Source organism: Pandoraea captiosa, from assembly GCF_902459775.1.
Lineage (GTDB): Bacteria > Pseudomonadota > Gammaproteobacteria > Burkholderiales > Burkholderiaceae > Pandoraea > Pandoraea captiosa.
Window position 1 is genome coordinate 43,411 of the sequence record NZ_CABPSQ010000001.1, and the last position, 17,600, is coordinate 61,010.

Genomic DNA, 17,600 nt, shown 5'->3' on the forward strand with positions numbered 1-17,600 from the left:
TTGGCTTCGCTTCGTCAGGCCGGGACCGTGACGAAGCGGATTGCCGAACGACGCCAATGTCACGAATCACGAATCACGACGTGCGACCTGCCCGCACGTCGAATGCGCCGCCGGTCAGCGCGCGGTCGCGCAGGGTGACGGGCGCCTTGCCCGGCAGCAACGGGAATACCAGTTCGGCGAAGCGGATCGCTTCTTCGAGATGCGGGTAGCCCGAGAGCACGAAGGTGTCGACGCCGATGTCGACATACTCCTTCAGGCGCGCGGCGACCTCTTCGGCATTGCCGACCAGCGCGGTGCCCGCGCCGCCGCGAACGAGTCCCACCCCGGCCCACAGGTTGGGGCCGACGACGAGTTTGTCGCGGCGTCCTCCATGCAGCGACGCCATGCGCGCCTGCCCCACCGAGTCCATGCCTGCGTAATTGCGCTGAGCCGCGGCGATGTCGTCGTCCGTCAGATGGCTGATCAGACGGTCGGCATCCGCCCACGCCTCGTCGCTCGTCTCGCGCACGATGACGTGCAGCCGCACGCCGAAGCGCAGCGTGCGGCCATGCCGCTGCGCACGGGCGCGAACATCGGCGATCTTGGCGGCCACGGCGTCGGGCGGTTCCCCCCAACTGAGATAGGCATCCACGTGTCTGGCCGCCAGTTCGTGGGCGGCCGGTGACGACCCGCCGAAGTACAGCGGGGGATGAGGCTGCGTGGCCGGTTCGAAGAAATTCTGCGCGCCGGTCACTTTCAGATGCTGGCCTTCGAAGTCGACTTTCTCGCCTTGCAACAGGCGGCGCCACACGCTCAGGAACTCGTCGCCCGCCGTGTAGCGCTCGTCGTGCGAGTAGAACACGCCGTCCGCCGCGAGCTCGGTCGCGTCGCCCCCGGGCACGACATTGAGTAGCAGGCGCCCCGCACCGAGTGCCTGGTCCAGCGTTGCCGCCTGCCGGGCCGACGCCGTCGGGTTGCCCAGCGACGTGCGCAGCGCCACGAGCAGCTTGATGCGTTGCGTGACGGGAATCAGGCTGGCGGCCGTCACCCACGGATCCAGACACGAACTGCCGGTAGGAATGAGCAGGCCGTCGAATCCCAGTCGCTCGGCCGTTTCCGCGATCTGGCGCATGTAGGCGTTGGTGGCAGGGCGTCCGAAATCGGACTTGCCGAGATAACGTGTGTCGCCCGAGGTGGGCAGAAACCAGAAGATGTCGGGGTTCATTGCAGTTTTCGCGTTTCGATATCGGAAGGTGTGTCGGTGTGGGAGACCTCGCATGCGCTCTTGCGCGGCGGGCCAATCTCGCCGAGACGGATCAGGCGGGCACGCACGACGTTGCGGCTGATGCCCAGCAGACGGGCGGTTTCGCTCTGGCTGTAGTGACTCACGCGGAAGGCCTCGCGCAGCAGGGCGTCTTCCACGATCTGATGCAGATTCGCGCCGCGCGATTCGCACAACCGCAAGAGGGCGCGGTGCAGTGCCGCCATGTCCTCGTCCGGCCCAGGGCGCGAGCCGCTTGCGGCGCCGTTGTACTGGTCTGTGGCTGGCGATGCCTGGGCAATCGACGCGGCTGAGGACGAGGCGGCAAAGGAGGCGGTGGAAGGGGCGGACGAAGGGGCGGTGGAAGGGGCGGCGGAAGGGGCAGCCGGTAGTCGAAGGCTCGCCGCGTCGATTTCGCTTTGCTCGCACAGCAGCAGCGTGCGATGGATGACGTTCTCCAGTTCGCGCACGTTGCCGTGCCATGGCGCCTGCATCAGCTTTTGCTCGGCATCGGGCGCGAGCGCGAGCTTCCGGTAACCGAGCCGCTTGCTATAGGTTTCAATGAAGTAGCGTGCGAGCGGCACGATGTCGCCCGGGCGCTCGCGGAGCGTGAGCACATTCAGGCTGATGACGTTCAGGCGGTAATACAGGTCCTTGCGAAAGCGTTTCTCGCTCACGAGCCGTTCGAGATCGGTCGAGGCGGCGGCCAGCACGCGCACATCGACCGGCAACGACTGTCGCCCGCCCAGGCGGCTCACTTCGCGCTCCTGCAACACGCGCAGGAGCTTGTTCTGCACCGACAGCGGCAGGTCGTTGATCTCGTCGAGAAAGATGGTGCCGCCGTTGGCCTGCTCGAACCAGCCCGCCTGAGCGCCAAACGCGCCGGCAAACGCGCCGTTTTCATAGCCGAACAGTTCGGCATCGACGAGCGACTCGGAGAACGCTCCGCAACTGACCTTCACGAACGGTCCGGCACGGCGCGGGCTGGAACCGTGAATGTGCCGGGCGATCAGTTCCTTGCCGGTGCCTGTCTCGCCGGTGATGAGAATGCTCGCATCGCTGGGCGCCACCTGTTCGACCTCCGCGAGCAATTCGCGTGAGCGCGGATCGACGAAAATCCAGTCGGCGGCACTGTCCCGGGACGCGTGGTCGGCCGCGCCCCCAAGTTGCGAGCGCTGAGGTAGCGGTGGCCATACCGGCAGGGTTGCCATACGGGGACCTCAGGAATAGAAGGACGGCGCCGGTGCCTGAGCGTTGAGCACCCAGTTCCCGATGTCCTGAAGCTTGTAATCCACCGGATCGTGCAGCGTTTGCACGCGCAGGTTTCGCCAGTAGCGATCGAGGCGCAGCGCGCCGTGGGTGGCGCGCGCGCCGGTCGTCTCGAACAGTCGGCTGGCGACGTCGAGGCCGTGGCGCGAGGCGGCCACCTTTGCCGTGGCGACGGCCACCGCGACACGGCCGCGCGCGTCGGCGTCGAGCGAATCGCCTTGCTGCCACGCCTCGTCGAATAGCGTCGCCGCCTGCCGCGCTAACAGCCGAACACTTTCCAGCCCCACGTGAAACTCGCCGTAGTGGGCGAGGGTGTAGGGATCGTCGCTGGCGTTTTCGACGCCCGAACGGAACCAGGGGCGTGCTTCGTGCAAGGTATAGTGCTTCGCTTCGGCCAGTGCACCTTGCGCCAGCCCGAGGAACATGTGCACGAACACCAGTTGCGCGAGCAACGGACGCAGCGACGCGCGCGGCGTGGTCAGCGGCCCGGGGTCGAGCAGCATTTCGGCAGTGTCGACCCGCACGCGTTCGAACAGGGCGCTGCCGCTGTCGGTCTGACGCTGACCGAAGCAATTCCAGTCGCTGTTGATCGTGATCCCTGCGCGGGCTGTCGGTATGGCGGCGATGAGCAACTTGCCGCTGCGCTCGTCCTTGCCGGAGGCAATCAGCATTTCCGAGTCCAGCGCCCCGGAGCAGAAGCTCTTCTTGCCGGAGAACTCGAACCATTCCTGCGTATCGTGCATGCGTCGCACGACGGTTCGCTCGTCCAGCGGATTGAGGGCATTGCCCCAGAACCAGTGATTGCGTGCGGTTTGTTCGACCCACGGTACCCACTGTTCGGGCTTCGAGAACAGCTGAACGGTCGCGAGCAGCAGGTGGTGAAAACCGTAGACGTGGGCGAGCGAGCTGTCGGCCTGCGCCAGGATTCGCACGGTCTCCAGCGTCTGCGCCCACTGCGCGCCCTGACCGCCGTAGTCTGCCGGAATGGACAGGGAGAGCAGGCCGCTTTGACGCAACGTGTCGCGCTCGGCTTTGGGCGTGCCGCCGGCGGCGTCGCGGGCGACGGCGGTCTCGGCAAAGCGCGTCGCCAGGGTCTGTGCACGTTGCAATGCGTCGCCGCGAGGCGAGGGCGTCGCTGAGGAAAAGGCTGACGTCGATGTCATGGGACGAGTCGGGAGCGAGGTAGGGGTGTTGGGGCGTATGGGGGGGCGTTGACCGACAATTCCCGCGCGCTTCATGCACTTCGGGCGCTACTGGCACGGGGACCAGAGGTGTCCGGCGCGCTCTCGGGCACGTGACGGAAACTTGCTCCTGCGTGATGTGCGGGCAGGCGGTCGCCGCGACCGAAGAGCCGCTGGCGGAACGTTTCCGGACCGGAGGTGTTGCCGTACTGCGTCCGGTAGCGTCCACGGTTTTGCAGCTCGGGGACGATGAGATCGGTGAAGTCTTCCCACGTCTCCGGCACCACGATGCGCGTCAGGTTGAAGCCGTCGATCTCGCCGATATCGATCCATCGCTCCAGTTCGTCTGCGACTTGAGCGGCGTCGCCCACGATGGTGTGGTACCGGCTACCCAGGGCAAATTGCTCAAGCAACTTGCGTCGCGTGGTCCAGCCTTGTTGCTGGGCGGTCTGCGTGGCGGACTGAATGGCGTTGGCGTTGCCGAACTGGATCGGCTCGTCCAGCGCGAATCGGGCGAAGTCGACCCCGGTGCTGGCGGCAAAGTGCGCCAGGCCGCTCTCGGCACTGGCATGGGCCAGATACTCGGCGTGCTTGTCACGGGCCTCGGCCTGTGTGCGCCCGGGCACCACGGCGATCCCGGCGTAAATCTTGATGTCCTCCGGGCGACGACCGGCTTCCACGGCAGCCTGTCGCAGCTTGCGCGATGCCGAACGTGCGGCTTGCGGCGAGTTCGCGCCAATGAAGACGCCTTCGGCGTGGCGTCCGGCAAAGCGCAGCCCGCGCGACGAAGTGCCCGCCTGAAACAGGACCGGTGTTCGCTGCGGCGATGGCGCGCTCATGTGGATGGCATGGGCGCGGTAAAACGGCCCGTCGTGTGTCACGGGACGGACCCTGTCGGGCAGCGTATGAATGCGCCGCGCCTTGTCGGCGATAACGGCACCGTCGTCCCAGCTCCCTTCCCACAGCTTGTAGCTGAGTTCGAGAAAGTCCTCGGCGCGGTCATAGCGGCTATCGTGCTCGGCCAGCCCGTTCTGGCCCAGACCGCGCGCGCCGCTATCCACATACCCCGTGACGATGTTCCAGCCGATGCGCCCGCCGGTGAGCTGGTCGAGCGTGGTGACGTCGCGCGCAAAGGTGTATGGGTTGTGTGCACCGACCATCGCGGTAAGCCCGAAGCCAAGGTGCTTCGTGGCCGCCGCCATGGCAGAGACGATCAGCCACGGGTTGTTGACCGGCAACTGGATGCCTTCGCGCAGCGTCAGATCCACGCTGCCCTGGTAGACGTCGTAGTAACCGATGACGTCGGCAATGAAGAGGCCGTCGAACAATCCGCGCTCCAGCACTTGTGCGATGTGGGTCCAGTACTGGAGCGAGTGGTATTGCGTCGACTGGTCGCGCGGGTGCGTCCACAGGCCATGGTGAATGTGGCCGACGCAGTTCATGTTGAAGGCGTTGACGTGAATGTGCCGCTTGGCTTGTGTCATGGCGAGATTCCTGGCGTCAGATCGCGCCGTGGCGCGGCGGACGCACGCCGTTGAGGACATAGTTGCCCACTGCGTGGTATTTCCAGCGCACCGGGTCGTGCAGCGTATGGGTGCGGGCATTGCGCCAGAAGCGATCGAGACCGAGCGCCACCGATGTTGCGCTGGTGCCGCCGAGCTCGAACAGTTTGGTGCCGGCGAGCAGACTGGCGCTTGTGCTGAGTGCCTTGGCCTGCGCGACGGCAATCGAGGCAGCGGCCACACTGTCGTCGTCCGGTGCGCGTTGTGCCGCGTCGACGGCACGTGCGGCGCGGGCGATGAGCGCGTCGGCGGCGTGCAGGCGCAGGGCAACGTTGCCGATCTGTTCGAGCAGCAGCGGGTCGTCCGCCGCGCGCTGCACGCCCGAGTCGATCCACGGCCGGGCATGCTCGCGGATAAACGGCAGCGCGGCCTGCAAGGCGCCATGACCGATGCCGGCGTCGAGCGCGGCATGAATGATCTGCGCGAACGGACCGATCGTGGTCGCGCGCTCGAACGATGCGGTGAAGGGCACGATCCATTCCGGTTCGACACGAACATGCTCGAACTGCACCGATCCGCTGCCGGTCACACGCTGTCCGAAACCGTCCCAGTCGTCCGTCACTGTCACACCCGGCGCGTTGCGGGGAATGAACACCAGATAGGCGCGCTGGGCGGCGCCTTCCTGCGCATCTTCCTGCGCGACGGCAAGCGTGGGTATCCAGTGCGCGTACACAGCCCCGGTGCAATAGAACTTCGCGCCCTGCACGAACCAGCCGCGCGCTTCTCGCCGCAGTTCGGTGCGACGCTTGAAGTCACGCTGACCCACTTCGGCCAGCGCGTTGCCCAGGCGCTCGCCGCGCAATACCCGGTCGTAGAAAAACGTCTTTTGCTCGTGGGTGCCGCCAACGCGCAGCACTTCGAGGGAGTAGTAGTGGTTTTGCGGAATATGCCCGAAGCTGCCGTCCGCGGCGGCGATGACGCTCACCACTTTGGTCAGCGTATCGGTGCTGACCTCGGCGCCGCCGTATGCCTTCGGTATCGTGATGCCCCACAGGCCGGATTGACTGAATCGGTCCACTTCGTGCCAGGGGAGACGGCGTTCGTGATCGCGTTGCCGCGCGCCGGGCGCCAGATCGCTGGCGAATGCGTTCGCGACTTCGAGCGCGTGTGCATCGTCGAGAATCAGGTCCGCCCGCCGTTGCGGGGTCGGCGCGGGCGCGGGCCGATCCGGCTGTCGCGACGCGCGCACCGGGGCGGAAGGGAAGTGCGGCGCGTCCGCCGAAGGGCGCACCGGTGTCGAGGCATGTGTCATGTCGGGGATGTGGGGCGGATGCCGGCCGGTCAGTTCCACTGATGACGCTTTGGAAGCGCACCGTTGAGCACGTAATTGCCGAGCAAGTGATATTTCCAGCGTACCGGGTCATGCAGCGTGTGAACGCGGGCATTGCGCCAGTGACGATCCAGGTGGTATCCGGCGCGACTCGATGCCGAGCCGGCGAGCGCGAACAACTGCTCGCTGACGTTGAGCGCCGCTTCGGTCGTGAGGATCTTGGCGTGGGCGACGGCGACCGATGCGCTCGCGCAGATCGCGTCGTCGATCGGACCGAGTGCGAGCGTGTCCAGACAGCGCGCGGCGTCGAGCAGCACGGCGTGCGCGGCGTCGACCTCGATCTGCAACTGGCCGATTTCGTGAATGATGTAGGGGTCGTCGCTCGCCTGATTCACGCCCGAATCGATCCATGGGCGGCTTTTGTCGCGCACGAAGTCGATCGCGTCGCGCAGTGCGCCTTGCGCGATACCCGCGTCGATGGCGGCCTGAATCAATTGGGACACCGGCCCGGAGAGCGTGGGCACTTTCTCGAAGCGCCAGATGGGAACGACATCGTTCTCGCCGATGGGGACGTTCTCGAAAATCACGCTGCCGCTGGCCGTCGTGCGCTGGCCGAAGGCGTCCCAGTCGTCGAGGATGGTCACGCCCGGGGCGTCGCGTCGCACCCACACCTGAACCGGGCGGCCCTGATCGTCGACCGCGCGAAACGGAATCCAATGCGCGAACGCGGAGCCCGTCGAGTAGTGGCGTGTGCCGCTCACGCGTAACCGACCGTCGGCGTCGCGTGCGAGATGAGCGGTCGGCGAGGATAGTTGGGCGGCTTTCGCTTTACGTTCCGGACCGGCGTTGCCGATTCGCTGCCCGCCAAGGACGTCGGCGAACCAGCGTTGCCGCTGCCCTTCGTCGCCCATGTCCGAGAGGTTCTGCAGCACGGCAAAGTGATTTTGCGGAATTTGTCCGAGCGATGGGTCGGCCGCGCAGATCGTGACGAACAGCTGGGCCAGCGTGACGTATGACGCGCCGAGGCCGCCGTACCGGCGGGGAATGGTGATGGCCCACAGGCCGCTTGCCGTGTATTGCTCGATCTCGTCCCAGGGCAGGCGACGTTCGCGGTCGCGCTCGGCGGCGCTGGCGCGGAAGGTGTCGGCCAGCGTTTGCGCGATCGTCAGCGCTTCGGCCTCGCTCGCAATGCGATACGGCTCGCGTGGTGGCAACGGCACGCGCGTGAGCGCACGCGGGTGGGGCGTGGGAGCGGCGGGCTCCGAGCGCTTGAAGTCGGGATGATTCATGGGTTTTCTCGATATGCGATGGCTTCGCGCGTCGCGTTCAGCGGCTGCGCAACCAGCGCACGTAGCGGTCGCCCGCTGTCTGCACCAGCGTGACGAGCAGAATCAGCACGGCGATCACGATCACCATGACCTGTGTGTCGAATCGTTGATAGCCGTAGCGGATGGCCAGATCGCCCAGCCCGCCGGCGCCGACGGCGCCCGCCATGGCGGACGCGCTGATGAGCGCCACGAGCGTAATGGTGAAGCCGCCGATCACGCCCGGCAGGGCTTCGGGCAGATAGACGTGACGCACGATGTCCCACTTCTCGCACCCCATGGCCTGCGCCGCCTCGATCAGGCCGGGGTCGACCTCGCGCAGGCTGACCTCGACGATGCGGGCGAAGAAGGGCGTCGCACTGACGGCGAGCGGCACGATGGCGGCCCACACACCGATGGTGGTGCCCGCAACGATGCGCGTGATGGGAATCAGCGCCACGAGCAGCACGATGAACGGCGTCGCGCGAAACCCGTTGATCATGCTGCCGACCACGCGATTCACGCGCGGCCAGGCGAGGAAGCCGTCCGGGGCCGTGATGATGAGCAGCACGGCCAGCGGAATGCCGGCGACAAAGGCAATGGCGCCGGACACTCCGACCATCATCAGCGTGTCGACGAGCGCGTTCCAGTAGCGATCAATGGAGATGGACAGTGTCAGCGACATATCCCAGTACCTCGATGTCATGCGCGATGGCGTTAGGCCCGCGCGTGAGAGTTTGCCAATCCGGTTGGGGGACATCGCCCACAGTGCCTTGGGTGCCTTGCGTGCCCTGTGTGTCCTGTGTGCCCTGTGTGCCCTGTGTGCCATGTCCGTCTTGCGCGGGTTTGAGCGAGATCAGCAATTGCCCTTGCGAGTGACCCTGAATGCGATCCACGCCGCCATGCAGCAACCGCACGTTTCCTCCCAGTGCCTGCGCAATGCGCGGAAAGTCGGGCGCCAGTCCGTCGGTGCCGCGATACGTCAGTTGAAGGATTTGCACGCAGGGCGTTGCAGGGCGCTCGGGCAGCAGCGCTTGCTGGAGATCGTCGGGCATGTCGTATTGCAACGGCGCGAGCAGGGCGCGCGTGGCGTCGTGCCGGGGCGCACCGAACACGCGCCAGACGTCGTCGAGTTCGGCGATGCGACCTTGCTCCAGGACCAGCACCTGATCGGCAATCTCGCGAATCACGCGCATCTCGTGCGTGATGAGCACGATGGTGATGCCCAGCTTGCGATTGATGTCGCGAAGCAGCCGCAGAATCGCGTGTGTCGTTTCCGGGTCGAGGGCCGACGTCGCTTCGTCGCACAGCAATATCTCCGGCCCGGTCGCAAGCGCCCGGGCGATGCCCACGCGTTGCTTTTGCCCGCCGGACAGGCGCCCGGGGTACGTGCCTGCCTTGTCCGACAGGCCCACGAGCGCGAGCAGCTCGCGTACGCGCGCATCGACCTGTGCCTTCGGCACACCGGCGACGCGAAGCGGCAACGCCACGTTGTCGTACACGGTCTTGGCCGAGAGCAGGTTGAAGTGCTGGAAGATCATGCCGATGCGCCGGCGCAGTTGCACGAGTTGCGCGTCGTTGAGCGTGGCGATGTCGACCCCGTCGACCAGCACTTGTCCGCTGGTAGGCCGCTCCAGCCGGTTGATCGTGCGCAGCAGGCTCGATTTGCCGGCACCGCTGCGCCCGATGATGCCGAAGATGCCGCCGGGGCGAATGTCGAGATCGATGGCGTCGAGCGCCGTCACGGGACCGGCGCTCGACACGTAGGTCTTCGTCACGTTGCGAAACGCCACGGTGCCCCTGGGATGTGCCGCGTGTGTGGGATCGTGCGGGGCGGGTGCCGCCACGGGCTGTGGCGGGCGGCCGGCTGCCGCGCGAACGCCGGGTGTTCCGGCGGGTTCGGTCAGCGTTTGTCTTGCGGTCGCCGTCACGCGCATGGGCAGGCTCCTTTCGCAGCGACGCGCGTCATTGTTTGATCCACGACAGCGAGTACAGCCGCTTGTCGTTGTTGAACGCCTGATTGACGGTCGTCTTGACGGCGTCCGAGTTCTGATAGATGCGGATGAACTTCTGGATCACGGGGTCCTTGACGCGGTTCGCCTTCACGACGAACTGGATCGAGAACTGTGCGTCTTCGATGCCGGAGTAGGCCAGTCCGCTGGACGGGTCGAACGCCTTGGCGGCGACGATGAAGTGCGGGTAGCCCTGTGCGAGGTCCACGTCGCCCGTGATGCGCACGAGCTGAGGGCCTTCGACTTCGACGAAACGGAGCTTCTTCGGGTTGTCGACAATGTCATTGAGCGTGCCGAGGAAACCGACACCGCTCTTGAGCTTGATGAGGCCGACCTTCTGCAGCAGAAGCAGCCCGCGTCCCTGATTGACCGGATCGTTGGCGATGCCGACTGTGCCGCGCTCCGGCACTTCGGCGATGGTCTTGTGCTTGAGCGAATACAGACCCACGTTGGCGAGCACACCGGTGCCGGCGCTGGCGAGCGTGAAGCCGTTCTTCTGAATCGCGTTGTTCAGAAAGGGCTGATGCTGGAAGTAATTGATGTCCAGATCGCCCGAATTCAGGGCAATGTTCGGGGTCGTCCAGTCGGTGAATTCAACGACGTCCACGTCGATGCCCTGACGCTTGGCTTCCTTGGCGGCGACGGCAACGGAGTCGCCGTAAGCGCCGGGTACGACACCGATGCGCAGTTTGTCGGCGGCGCTGGCGTTGAGCATCACGAGGGCAGCCAGCGGGGCGAGGGCGGTGCGCAGGACGAGCGAAAGCTTCATGTATGACTCCGAAAACAGGGTAGCGTGGGCAAGGAGATACGTCGCGTGGGGTAGCGCTCGTTTTTTCAGCCAGAGGCGGCTGCGTCAGTCGCTTGTTACCGAGTGCCGGGCGTCAATAGCGGACGTGACGCGTTTCGGTTCCGGTTCGATGCGTGACTTTCTGAGTCGCGATTTCCAGGGAGTATTAAAACCTCGTCGCCGCGCGGCTACTACGAAGCAAAAATGGTTTGCATATGCACAACCAGGATGTGGTGCAAGTCGTTATTTTTTAATGGAATTTTTTGACTGATGCGTCATGGCGCGAGCGCGCCGGCATCGCTGCCCGGTGGCCGGGAGCGCAAAAATGAACAATCTGTTGAACGGCTGTGCGGATTTCAGCAGGGGCGGGTGGGAGGCGGCGTGTCACGGACCCCGGTCGGCCAAGCCGGAAAGGACGACGCCCGGATTTGCGGAAATCCGCCTCATTGCTTTGGCCGCCTCGCTCCGTTAAGCCTTGTTAAGCCTCCTTCCGAACTGGCCGATTTTCATCGGCAGCCAGCCATTGATGGATCGCATCGAAAATTTCGCTGCTGTTACGTTCGATCATCAGGCTATGTCCGTTGCCTTCGATGCCGATATCCGGAAGCCACAGATGGGTGGCGCCCACATATTGCGCCACGGCTTCATCGATGCTTCTTGGATGTCGTGGATCGTCGCTGCCGGTCACTACGAGGCTTCTGATGCGTCGAATGCGTTCCGGCGATGAGACCCGTGGTGAACAGCCCCCGATGTTGAATCGTTCGTTCAGAATTCGCGGGCTTTCGGGCACGATCGTTTTCTCGTAGGCCTCGATCGCTTCGACGGGAAAGTGCTTGCTGTTGGCCCAGTAGCGCCGAATGAATTCGCTCGTGAAATACACCGGGGCTGTTTCCGGGTGATAAACAGGGTGGCCCAAATCTTCGCGGGCGGCGAGTGCCTCAAATTCGACGGGATCGGATGGCAGCGCAGGAAGCAGATTGCCGGGCGGCCCGGGCGCAATACCCAGGATCGCGCAGACACTGTCCGGCCGCTGATCGGCCACAGCCCACGCGATGGTCCCGCCGGCGCTATGGGCAACCAGCGTCGCTGGCCCGATCTGGTCCAACAAGTCGACGAGTGAGGCGATGACGGCATGCATCGACAGGCTCGCAAAGTCGGCAAGCGAAGGCGACCGGCCATGGCCCGGCCAGTCAATGACGTAGGCCGTATATCCGTGCTGAACGAATAGGGAGGCCCAGCCCGGACGACCATCCGGCGTATGGCGATAGCACGAGCCTGTGTGACCTCCGCCGTGAATCAGGACGACGGGCGGGTGCGCCGATGCACCGGACGAGGCGCCCCAACGCTCGACATACATGGGGTGAGCGCTCGAACCGACATGAAACGAGTCGCGAGCGTGGCTGACGCTTTGCAGCATTTTGTCTCCTGTATTGTCCATGTTTTCCCCGAAATTTCTCGGGGAGCAGACTTAGGATTAGTATCGCTGTAGGTCTCTGCACGGGCCATTGCCAAATGTCGACGCCTCTCTTGCCGGATCGAGAACACCCTTCGGTTCGTGCCCTGTCGTGGGGATGCGTTTCGAGAAAGCTGCCATGCCACAAACGATCAAACAACTCGATTTGACCTCGCTTCGACTGTTCAGGGCCGTTCAGGCGGAGGGCGGGGTCGTAAGGGCGGCGACGGCCGAGCATATCGCGCCGTCCGCCATCAGTCGACGTATCTCGGAACTGGAGAGTGCGCTGGGCACCAAGCTGATGTTTCGCGACGCGTCGGGGACGCGACTCACGCGTGCGGGCGAGGTCGTGCTGACCTACGCGATGAAAATCGATGTTGATCTGCAGCGCATGATCGCGGAAATCGCGCACGTCGACGCCAGCGTCTACGGCACCGTTCGCGTGCTCGCCAACCTATCTTCCATGGTCCAGTTCGTGCCTCGCGATCTTGTGGCGTTGGAGCAGACGTATCCCGATGTCGTCGTCAGTTTCGAGGAGCGATTGAGCGCCGGGATCATTCGCGGTATTGGGGATGAGGTTGCAGATGTCGGCATTACGCATGTCGTCGATGAAGGATGCAGACTCTCGACGGTGCCTTATCGTCAGGAAGTCTTCGCGTTGGTCGCGGGATCCGGGCATCCGTTGGCGAACCGTGAGGCGATTCGCTTTAGCGAGACACTCGACCACGTGCATATCGGGTTTTCGGAAGGGAGTGCGCTGGGACAAATTGTTGCCATGAAGGCTGGCGAACTCGGCCGCTCGCTGACTTACCGGATTCGTGTGTCGAGTTTCGATTCGGCTTGCAGCCTGGTGGCGGCCAGGGCGGGCATATGCATCATGCCGACGAAAGTCGCCGAGGTCTATCGGTCTCGCTTGCAGTTGAGGATCATTCCGTTGTCGGACGACTGGGCGGCCCGCCATCTGATGCTCGTATTCAAACGGTATGACTCGCTGTCCCCGCAGGCAAGAGCCTTTGTCGATTTCATGAGCGCCAGACGCAATGCCGGTGACGATTGCGCGGACGATGAACGATGACGATTTGTGGTGGCGCTCGGCGCCCGCCGATGGACGCCGACCGCCTCTCCGGTCAACTTCCGGCACTGAGCGCCTTCAGTACAGATCGTCCCCTGTCGGTCAGCTGCGGGTGGCGCCGACCCTCGGCGGATTGCTCGAGCATCACCAGTTGTCGTTCGAGCAACGCATCAAGCTCTGCGCGGTTCATGTCGATCTGTTCGGGCGCATGCCGGACCAGCATCAAAGTGGCAAATTCGTGTGGACTTAGCATCGTCTTAACCCAGTAGAAAACAAGCCATCACCGGGGGCTCGGTACAAAAAAATCAAGCGTGTGGCCTCCGACCACACCGTCAGGAAAATTGCGATTCCAGGCGAGCAGGGCGGCCAGGCGTGGCTCGCCGCCCGTTCGCTCCATCTCAATGACCCTTAACCTGCCGTAATCTCGATCCGCCGGGGTCTTGCCTCGTCGCGACGCGGAATCGTCAGCTTCAGGACGCCTTCACGCAGTTGGGCGTCGATGCGCGACACGTCGAAATCCGAGCTCAGCGTGAACGCGCGCGCGAAGTGCGGGTTGCGAATTTCCCCGTGGTGGAGTCGCAGACCCGTTGGCGCGGGCACGACCGCCTGCGCTTCGATGCTCAGATTCCCGTCCTGTACGCGCACGTCCAGCGTCTCACGCGCCACGCCCGGCAGATCTGCATATAGGGTGATGCCGTGGCTGTCCTCGAAGATGTCGACCGCGGGCGCGAGACGAGTGCGCGATTCGCTGGCCTGCCCGCTATCGTGCTTGGCAGTCGCTGCGCCGGTGTCTTTCGTCGGCACGCTCAGTTCGGTGTTGCTGTTCATGATGTCCTCCGTGATTCATTGGGCGGGCGTCATGCCCGTTAGCCTCGATACCTGTGATGGGTTCACTGCACGGTGATTGCGCGAGGCTTCGACGCCTCCGAGCGCCCGATGCTGATCTTCAGGCAGCCGTTCACGTATCGGGCTTTCACGTTGTCCGGGTCTGCGTGCGATGGCAACTCGATCACGCGCCGGAACGCGCCCGTGAAACGTTCGGCGGCATACACTTTCACGTCGTCGGACGTCTCGCGTTCCGGCGCCTTGCGCTCACCGCTGATGGTGAGCAGCCCCTTGTCGATCGACACGTCGAGGCGCTCGGGATCGAGCCCCGGCGCGAACGCGACGATCTCGATCGAGTCGTCGGTGCTGCCGATATTGATGGGCGGGAACAGGCCGGTGCGCGTGGCGCGCAGGCTGGCCGGGAAACCCGTGAAAAGACTGTCCATCTGCCGTTGCAGGCGGTTGAGTTCGCCCAGCAGATCGGTACCGAAAAAGAGATCACTCATGGCTGGCTCCTTACAGGGGCCTGTACGGAGGTCGAACCGGACTACGCGCTCCAGTTCACCCGTCCGCAACAGACCGCAGACTGACAAATCGAAACACGCAGCGCGTGAACCGCGACTGCCTGAGCGAGAACTAAAATAGGTCAGCGCACGGAAATTTCAAGAGGTAGCAATGCAGGTTGTTGCAAGGAGGCTTCATGAATTTTTTCGAGACTCTGCACGAGCAGATGGATACCGTGAAACTGCCGCTTTATGCGGTGACCGTCACCGCCGTGGCGCGGGTCAATACCCCGCTTGTCACCATCCTTCACTGGCACGGATTCCGACGAGCGACGCCGCTCAGGTTGCCCGGCGTCGAGATTCCCGCACGGCCGGTGCCGGGCTCCGCCCTCCAGTTGACGGAACCCTGGCATCGCTTCGAGACCGTCGAAGCGGAACTCCTCGACGCCGCATGGCGACTCGGCGCGTGGGAAGTCGAGCGCATCGAGCGGCGTGCCTGTACCGTGATCGGTGCGTCCGCCGCCGAAGCGCTCGCCTGTCGCCAGGCATTCGGCGATTACGGGGACCGTGTTGACGATGGCCCTGCGGATCAGCACCTGATCGACGCCGCGCCCGAGCGCGAAGCCCTCATGCAACTTGCCGCGCGCAAGGGCTACCTGCGGTGGTTGTTCCGTCCGGTCAAGGGCGGCATCTGGCGAACGCTCGACGAGCCGGACGACACGCTCGACGCCGATGGCGGCCGCCCGTTGCCTTGTCCGGTGCCGCCGAAACCGCGTCGGCCGGGCGTGTCGGGGCGCACCGTCTACCGGTTGGGGGCTGTTCGGCGCATCCTGCTGCGCTGAAACATTTTGTTACAAATTCATCGTTTTGCGGCCTCTTGAAGCGCGCGCGCCGCGCCTCTATTTTGCTTCTCGCCAGACATTGGCACGGCCTGCGCGCCGTGGCAACGCACTGTGTTGTCGCTGCGGCGCGAGGCTGGATTCCCTTTTGGTGATCTATCGCTTAGGAGATGGAAATGCAGATTCGTCCCCTCTACGACCGGGTTATCGTCAAGCGAATCGAACAGCAGCGCACGACGGCCTCCGGTATTGTGATTCCCGATTCCGCCGCGGAAAAGCCCGAACAGGGCGAAGTCATCGCCGTCGGCAATGGTCGGTTGCTGCAGGACGGCACCCAGCGCGCGCTTCAGCTCAAAGTCGGTGACCAGGTGATCTTCGGCAAGTATGCCGGCCAGGCCGTCAAGGTCGATGGCGAGGAACTGCTCGTCATGCGCGAAGAAGACGTGATGGGCGTGCTCGAAGCCAATCAGGGCGCCGAGCGCAAGGCCGCCTGACATCCCGAACGGTCGCGAACATCCTCGTTACCCCATGCATCGGTGCTTCGCGACGCGTTGAGTCAATGACTTTTCCCGGAGCTACGACATGAGTGCAAAAGACGTCAAATTCCATGACAGCGCCCGCAGCCGAATCGTCAAGGGCGTGAACGTGCTGGCCGACGCGGTGAAGGTGACCCTCGGCCCGAAAGGTCGCAACGTGCTGATCGAGCGCAGCTTTGGCGCGCCGACCATCACGAAGGACGGTGTGTCCGTTGCGAAGGAAATCGAACTGAAGGATCGTTTCGAGAACATGGGGGCGCAGGTGGTCAAGCAAGTCGCGTCGAAGACCGCCGACGTGGCCGGCGACGGCACCACGACGGCCACCGTCCTCGCCCAGGCGATCGTGCAGGAAGGCATGAAGCACGTCGCTGCAGGCATGAACCCGATGGATCTCAAGCGTGGCATCGACAAGGCGGTGGCTGCCGTGCTCGAAGAGCTGCGCAAGCTGTCGAAGCCGATTTCGACCAACAAGGAAATCGCGCAAGTGGGTTCGATCTCCGCGAACTCGGATGAGGCGATCGGCAAGATCATTGCCGACGCCATGGAGAAGGTCGGCAAGGAAGGCGTGATCACGGTCGAGGATGGTAAGTCGCTCGAGAACGAACTCGACGTCGTCGAGGGCATGCAGTTCGATCGCGGCTATCTGAGCCCATACTTCATCAACGATCCGGAAAAGCAGGCGGCGTATCTCGACGATGCGTTGATCCTGCTGCACGACAAAAAGATTTCCGCGATCCGCGACCTGTTGCCGATTCTCGAGGCGGCTGCGAAAGCGGGCAAGCCGCTGTTGATCGTCGCCGAGGACATCGAAGGCGAAGCGCTCGCCACGCTCGTGGTCAACGCGATGCGCGGCATCCTGAAGGTCGTCGCGGTCAAGGCGCCGGGCTTCGGCGACCGTCGCAAGGCGATGCTCGAAGACATTGCGATTCTGACCGGCGCAACCGTGATTTCCGAGGAGACGGGCAAACAGCTCGAAAAGGCCACGCTCGACGATCTTGGCAGCGCGAAGCGCGTGGAGGTGCGCAAGGAAGACACCATCATCATCGATGGCGCGGGCGACGCGAAGCGCATCGAGGCGCGCGTGAAACAGATCCGCGTTCAGATCGACGAGGCGACGTCCGACTACGACCGTGAAAAGCTGCAGGAACGTGTCGCGAAACTCGCGGGTGGTGTTGCGGTGATCAAGGTCGGTGCGGCGACCGAAGTCGAGATGAAGGAGAAGCGGGATCGCGTGGACGACGCGTTGCACGCCACGCGCGCGGCCGTCGAGGAGGGGATCGTGCCGGGTGGCGGTGTTGCGCTGCTGCGTGCGCGGTCTGCCGTGTCGAATCTGAAGGGCGCGAATGCCGATCAGGACGCGGGTATCCAGATCGTGCTGCGTGCGCTTGAGGCGCCGTTGCGCGTGATCGCGTCGAACGCGGGCGACGAGCCGTCGGTCGTGATCGCGAAGGTGCGTGATGGCAAGGGCAACTTCGGCTACAACGCGGCCACTGGCGACTATGGCGATCTGGTCGAAATCGGCGTGGTCGATCCGACCAAGGTTACCCGCACGGCGCTGCAGAACGCGGCGTCCATCGCCGGGCTGATTCTCACCACGGACGCGACGGTCGCCGAAGCGCCGAAGGATGAGAAATCCGCGCAGGTGCCCGCGCCGGAGCTCGACTACTGAGGCTGAATGGTCGGATCTGCCATTCACCGGTCAGCGTGGCTGCCGGGGCTGGCAGGGCTGACGTTGGTTCCGTTCTTC

General features: G+C 64.3%; 17 protein-coding genes. 4 read left to right on the forward strand and 13 right to left on the reverse strand.

What is annotated here, in order from left to right; translation table 11 throughout:
• Positions 1-73: 73 nt before the first annotated feature.
• The 10 genes from ssuD to PCA31118_RS00330 form a co-directional block, all read right to left on the reverse strand.
• A complete protein-coding gene (gene ssuD, locus PCA31118_RS00285; protein ID WP_044456378.1) occupies positions 74-1,204 on the reverse strand; it encodes an FMNH2-dependent alkanesulfonate monooxygenase in 1,131 nt (376 codons plus the stop codon).
• A complete protein-coding gene (locus tag PCA31118_RS27460; protein ID WP_150621960.1) occupies positions 1,201-2,451 on the reverse strand; it encodes a sigma 54-interacting transcriptional regulator in 1,251 nt (416 codons plus the stop codon). The genes ssuD and PCA31118_RS27460 overlap by 4 nt, the downstream gene beginning before the upstream one ends.
• A gap of 9 nt (positions 2,452-2,460) precedes the next feature.
• The gene (locus tag PCA31118_RS00295; RefSeq protein WP_150621962.1) at positions 2,461-3,672 is read right to left on the reverse strand and encodes an acyl-CoA dehydrogenase family protein; all 1,212 of its coding nucleotides are present in this window, start codon (positions 3,670-3,672) and stop codon (positions 2,461-2,463) included.
• A gap of 71 nt (positions 3,673-3,743) precedes the next feature.
• Positions 3,744-5,174, reverse strand: coding sequence for an LLM class flavin-dependent oxidoreductase (locus tag PCA31118_RS00300; RefSeq protein ID WP_150621964.1), 1,431 nt, complete (start codon positions 5,172-5,174; stop codon positions 3,744-3,746).
• A 16-nt stretch (positions 5,175-5,190) separates the two neighbouring features.
• The gene (locus tag PCA31118_RS00305; protein WP_150621966.1) at positions 5,191-6,504 is read right to left on the reverse strand and encodes an SfnB family sulfur acquisition oxidoreductase; all 1,314 of its coding nucleotides are present in this window, start codon (positions 6,502-6,504) and stop codon (positions 5,191-5,193) included.
• A gap of 29 nt (positions 6,505-6,533) precedes the next feature.
• Positions 6,534-7,811 (reverse strand): SfnB family sulfur acquisition oxidoreductase, encoded by a 1,278-nt coding sequence (locus tag PCA31118_RS00310; RefSeq protein WP_150621967.1) that lies wholly within the window; start codon positions 7,809-7,811, stop codon positions 6,534-6,536.
• A 37-nt stretch (positions 7,812-7,848) separates the two neighbouring features.
• The gene (locus PCA31118_RS00315; RefSeq protein ID WP_150621969.1) at positions 7,849-8,511 is read right to left on the reverse strand and encodes a methionine ABC transporter permease; all 663 of its coding nucleotides are present in this window, start codon (positions 8,509-8,511) and stop codon (positions 7,849-7,851) included.
• The gene (locus PCA31118_RS00320; RefSeq protein ID WP_150621971.1) at positions 8,483-9,763 is read right to left on the reverse strand and encodes a methionine ABC transporter ATP-binding protein; all 1,281 of its coding nucleotides are present in this window, start codon (positions 9,761-9,763) and stop codon (positions 8,483-8,485) included. Before PCA31118_RS00320 ends, PCA31118_RS00315 begins: the two co-directional genes overlap by 29 nt.
• A gap of 28 nt (positions 9,764-9,791) precedes the next feature.
• Positions 9,792-10,607: a MetQ/NlpA family ABC transporter substrate-binding protein gene (locus tag PCA31118_RS00325; protein WP_150621973.1), complete on the reverse strand. Its 816-nt coding sequence runs from the start codon at positions 10,605-10,607 to the stop codon at positions 9,792-9,794.
• A 496-nt stretch (positions 10,608-11,103) separates the two neighbouring features.
• Positions 11,104-12,042: an alpha/beta fold hydrolase gene (locus tag PCA31118_RS00330; RefSeq protein WP_150621975.1), complete on the reverse strand. Its 939-nt coding sequence runs from the start codon at positions 12,040-12,042 to the stop codon at positions 11,104-11,106.
• Between the two features lie 175 nt (positions 12,043-12,217).
• On the opposite strand from PCA31118_RS00330, the gene PCA31118_RS00335 reads away from it, so the two are divergent.
• The gene (locus PCA31118_RS00335) at positions 12,218-13,153 is read left to right on the forward strand and encodes a LysR substrate-binding domain-containing protein (protein WP_174990281.1); all 936 of its coding nucleotides are present in this window, start codon (positions 12,218-12,220) and stop codon (positions 13,151-13,153) included.
• A gap of 52 nt (positions 13,154-13,205) precedes the next feature.
• On the opposite strand, the gene PCA31118_RS00340 is transcribed toward PCA31118_RS00335, so the two are convergent.
• From PCA31118_RS00340 to PCA31118_RS00350, 3 genes are all read right to left on the reverse strand, one after another.
• Positions 13,206-13,403 carry a hypothetical protein gene (locus tag PCA31118_RS00340; protein ID WP_150621979.1) on the reverse strand — a complete coding sequence of 66 codons (198 nt, stop codon included), beginning with the start codon at positions 13,401-13,403 and terminating at the stop codon, positions 13,206-13,208.
• Positions 13,404-13,558: 155 nt separating this feature from the next.
• Entirely contained in the window at positions 13,559-13,978 is a 420-nt protein-coding gene (locus tag PCA31118_RS00345; protein WP_150621981.1) for an Hsp20/alpha crystallin family protein, read from the reverse strand.
• A gap of 62 nt (positions 13,979-14,040) precedes the next feature.
• On the reverse strand, positions 14,041-14,481 hold the full coding sequence (locus PCA31118_RS00350; protein ID WP_150621983.1) for an Hsp20/alpha crystallin family protein: 441 nt from the start codon (positions 14,479-14,481) through the stop codon (positions 14,041-14,043).
• A gap of 194 nt (positions 14,482-14,675) precedes the next feature.
• On the opposite strand from PCA31118_RS00350, the gene PCA31118_RS00355 reads away from it, so the two are divergent.
• The 3 genes from PCA31118_RS00355 (at position 14,676) to groL (ending at position 17,522) form a co-directional block, all read left to right on the forward strand.
• A complete protein-coding gene (locus PCA31118_RS00355; protein ID WP_150621985.1) occupies positions 14,676-15,320 on the forward strand; it encodes a diguanylate cyclase in 645 nt (214 codons plus the stop codon).
• A gap of 173 nt (positions 15,321-15,493) precedes the next feature.
• Positions 15,494-15,811 carry a co-chaperone GroES gene (locus tag PCA31118_RS00360; RefSeq protein WP_044456367.1) on the forward strand — a complete coding sequence of 106 codons (318 nt, stop codon included), beginning with the start codon at positions 15,494-15,496 and terminating at the stop codon, positions 15,809-15,811.
• 88 nt (positions 15,812-15,899) lie between these two features.
• On the forward strand, positions 15,900-17,522 hold the full coding sequence (gene groL, locus PCA31118_RS00365) for a chaperonin GroEL (RefSeq protein WP_150621987.1): 1,623 nt from the start codon (positions 15,900-15,902) through the stop codon (positions 17,520-17,522).
• The last annotated feature ends 78 nt before the right edge of the window (positions 17,523-17,600 follow it).

What these genes read in the sequence shown, in the direction of transcription:
- PCA31118_RS00315 (WP_150621969.1), bottom strand. Translation starts at nt 8,511, where the DNA reads ATGTCGCTGACACTGTCCATCTCCATTGATCGCTACTGGAACGCGCTC.
- PCA31118_RS00300 (WP_150621964.1), bottom strand. Translation starts at nt 5,174, where the DNA reads ATGACACAAGCCAAGCGGCACATTCACGTCAACGCCTTCAACATGAAC.
- PCA31118_RS00325 (WP_150621973.1), bottom strand. Translation starts at nt 10,607, where the DNA reads ATGAAGCTTTCGCTCGTCCTGCGCACCGCCCTCGCCCCGCTGGCTGCC.
- PCA31118_RS00335 (WP_174990281.1), top strand. Translation starts at nt 12,218, where the DNA reads ATGCCACAAACGATCAAACAACTCGATTTGACCTCGCTTCGACTGTTC.
- PCA31118_RS27460 (WP_150621960.1), bottom strand. Translation starts at nt 2,451, where the DNA reads ATGGCAACCCTGCCGGTATGGCCACCGCTACCTCAGCGCTCGCAACTT.
- PCA31118_RS00320 (WP_150621971.1), bottom strand. Translation starts at nt 9,763, where the DNA reads ATGCGCGTGACGGCGACCGCAAGACAAACGCTGACCGAACCCGCCGGA.
- PCA31118_RS00340 (WP_150621979.1), bottom strand. Translation starts at nt 13,403, where the DNA reads ATGCTAAGTCCACACGAATTTGCCACTTTGATGCTGGTCCGGCATGCG.
- PCA31118_RS00360 (WP_044456367.1), top strand. Translation starts at nt 15,494, where the DNA reads ATGCAGATTCGTCCCCTCTACGACCGGGTTATCGTCAAGCGAATCGAA.
- PCA31118_RS00295 (WP_150621962.1), bottom strand. Translation starts at nt 3,672, where the DNA reads ATGACATCGACGTCAGCCTTTTCCTCAGCGACGCCCTCGCCTCGCGGC.
- PCA31118_RS00350 (WP_150621983.1), bottom strand. Translation starts at nt 14,481, where the DNA reads ATGAGTGATCTCTTTTTCGGTACCGATCTGCTGGGCGAACTCAACCGC.
- PCA31118_RS00310 (WP_150621967.1), bottom strand. Translation starts at nt 7,811, where the DNA reads ATGAATCATCCCGACTTCAAGCGCTCGGAGCCCGCCGCTCCCACGCCC.
- PCA31118_RS00345 (WP_150621981.1), bottom strand. Translation starts at nt 13,978, where the DNA reads ATGAACAGCAACACCGAACTGAGCGTGCCGACGAAAGACACCGGCGCA.
- PCA31118_RS00355 (WP_150621985.1), top strand. Translation starts at nt 14,676, where the DNA reads ATGAATTTTTTCGAGACTCTGCACGAGCAGATGGATACCGTGAAACTG.
- ssuD (WP_044456378.1), bottom strand. Translation starts at nt 1,204, where the DNA reads ATGAACCCCGACATCTTCTGGTTTCTGCCCACCTCGGGCGACACACGT.
- groL (WP_150621987.1), top strand. Translation starts at nt 15,900, where the DNA reads ATGAGTGCAAAAGACGTCAAATTCCATGACAGCGCCCGCAGCCGAATC.
- PCA31118_RS00330 (WP_150621975.1), bottom strand. Translation starts at nt 12,042, where the DNA reads ATGCTGCAAAGCGTCAGCCACGCTCGCGACTCGTTTCATGTCGGTTCG.
- PCA31118_RS00305 (WP_150621966.1), bottom strand. Translation starts at nt 6,504, where the DNA reads ATGACACATGCCTCGACACCGGTGCGCCCTTCGGCGGACGCGCCGCAC.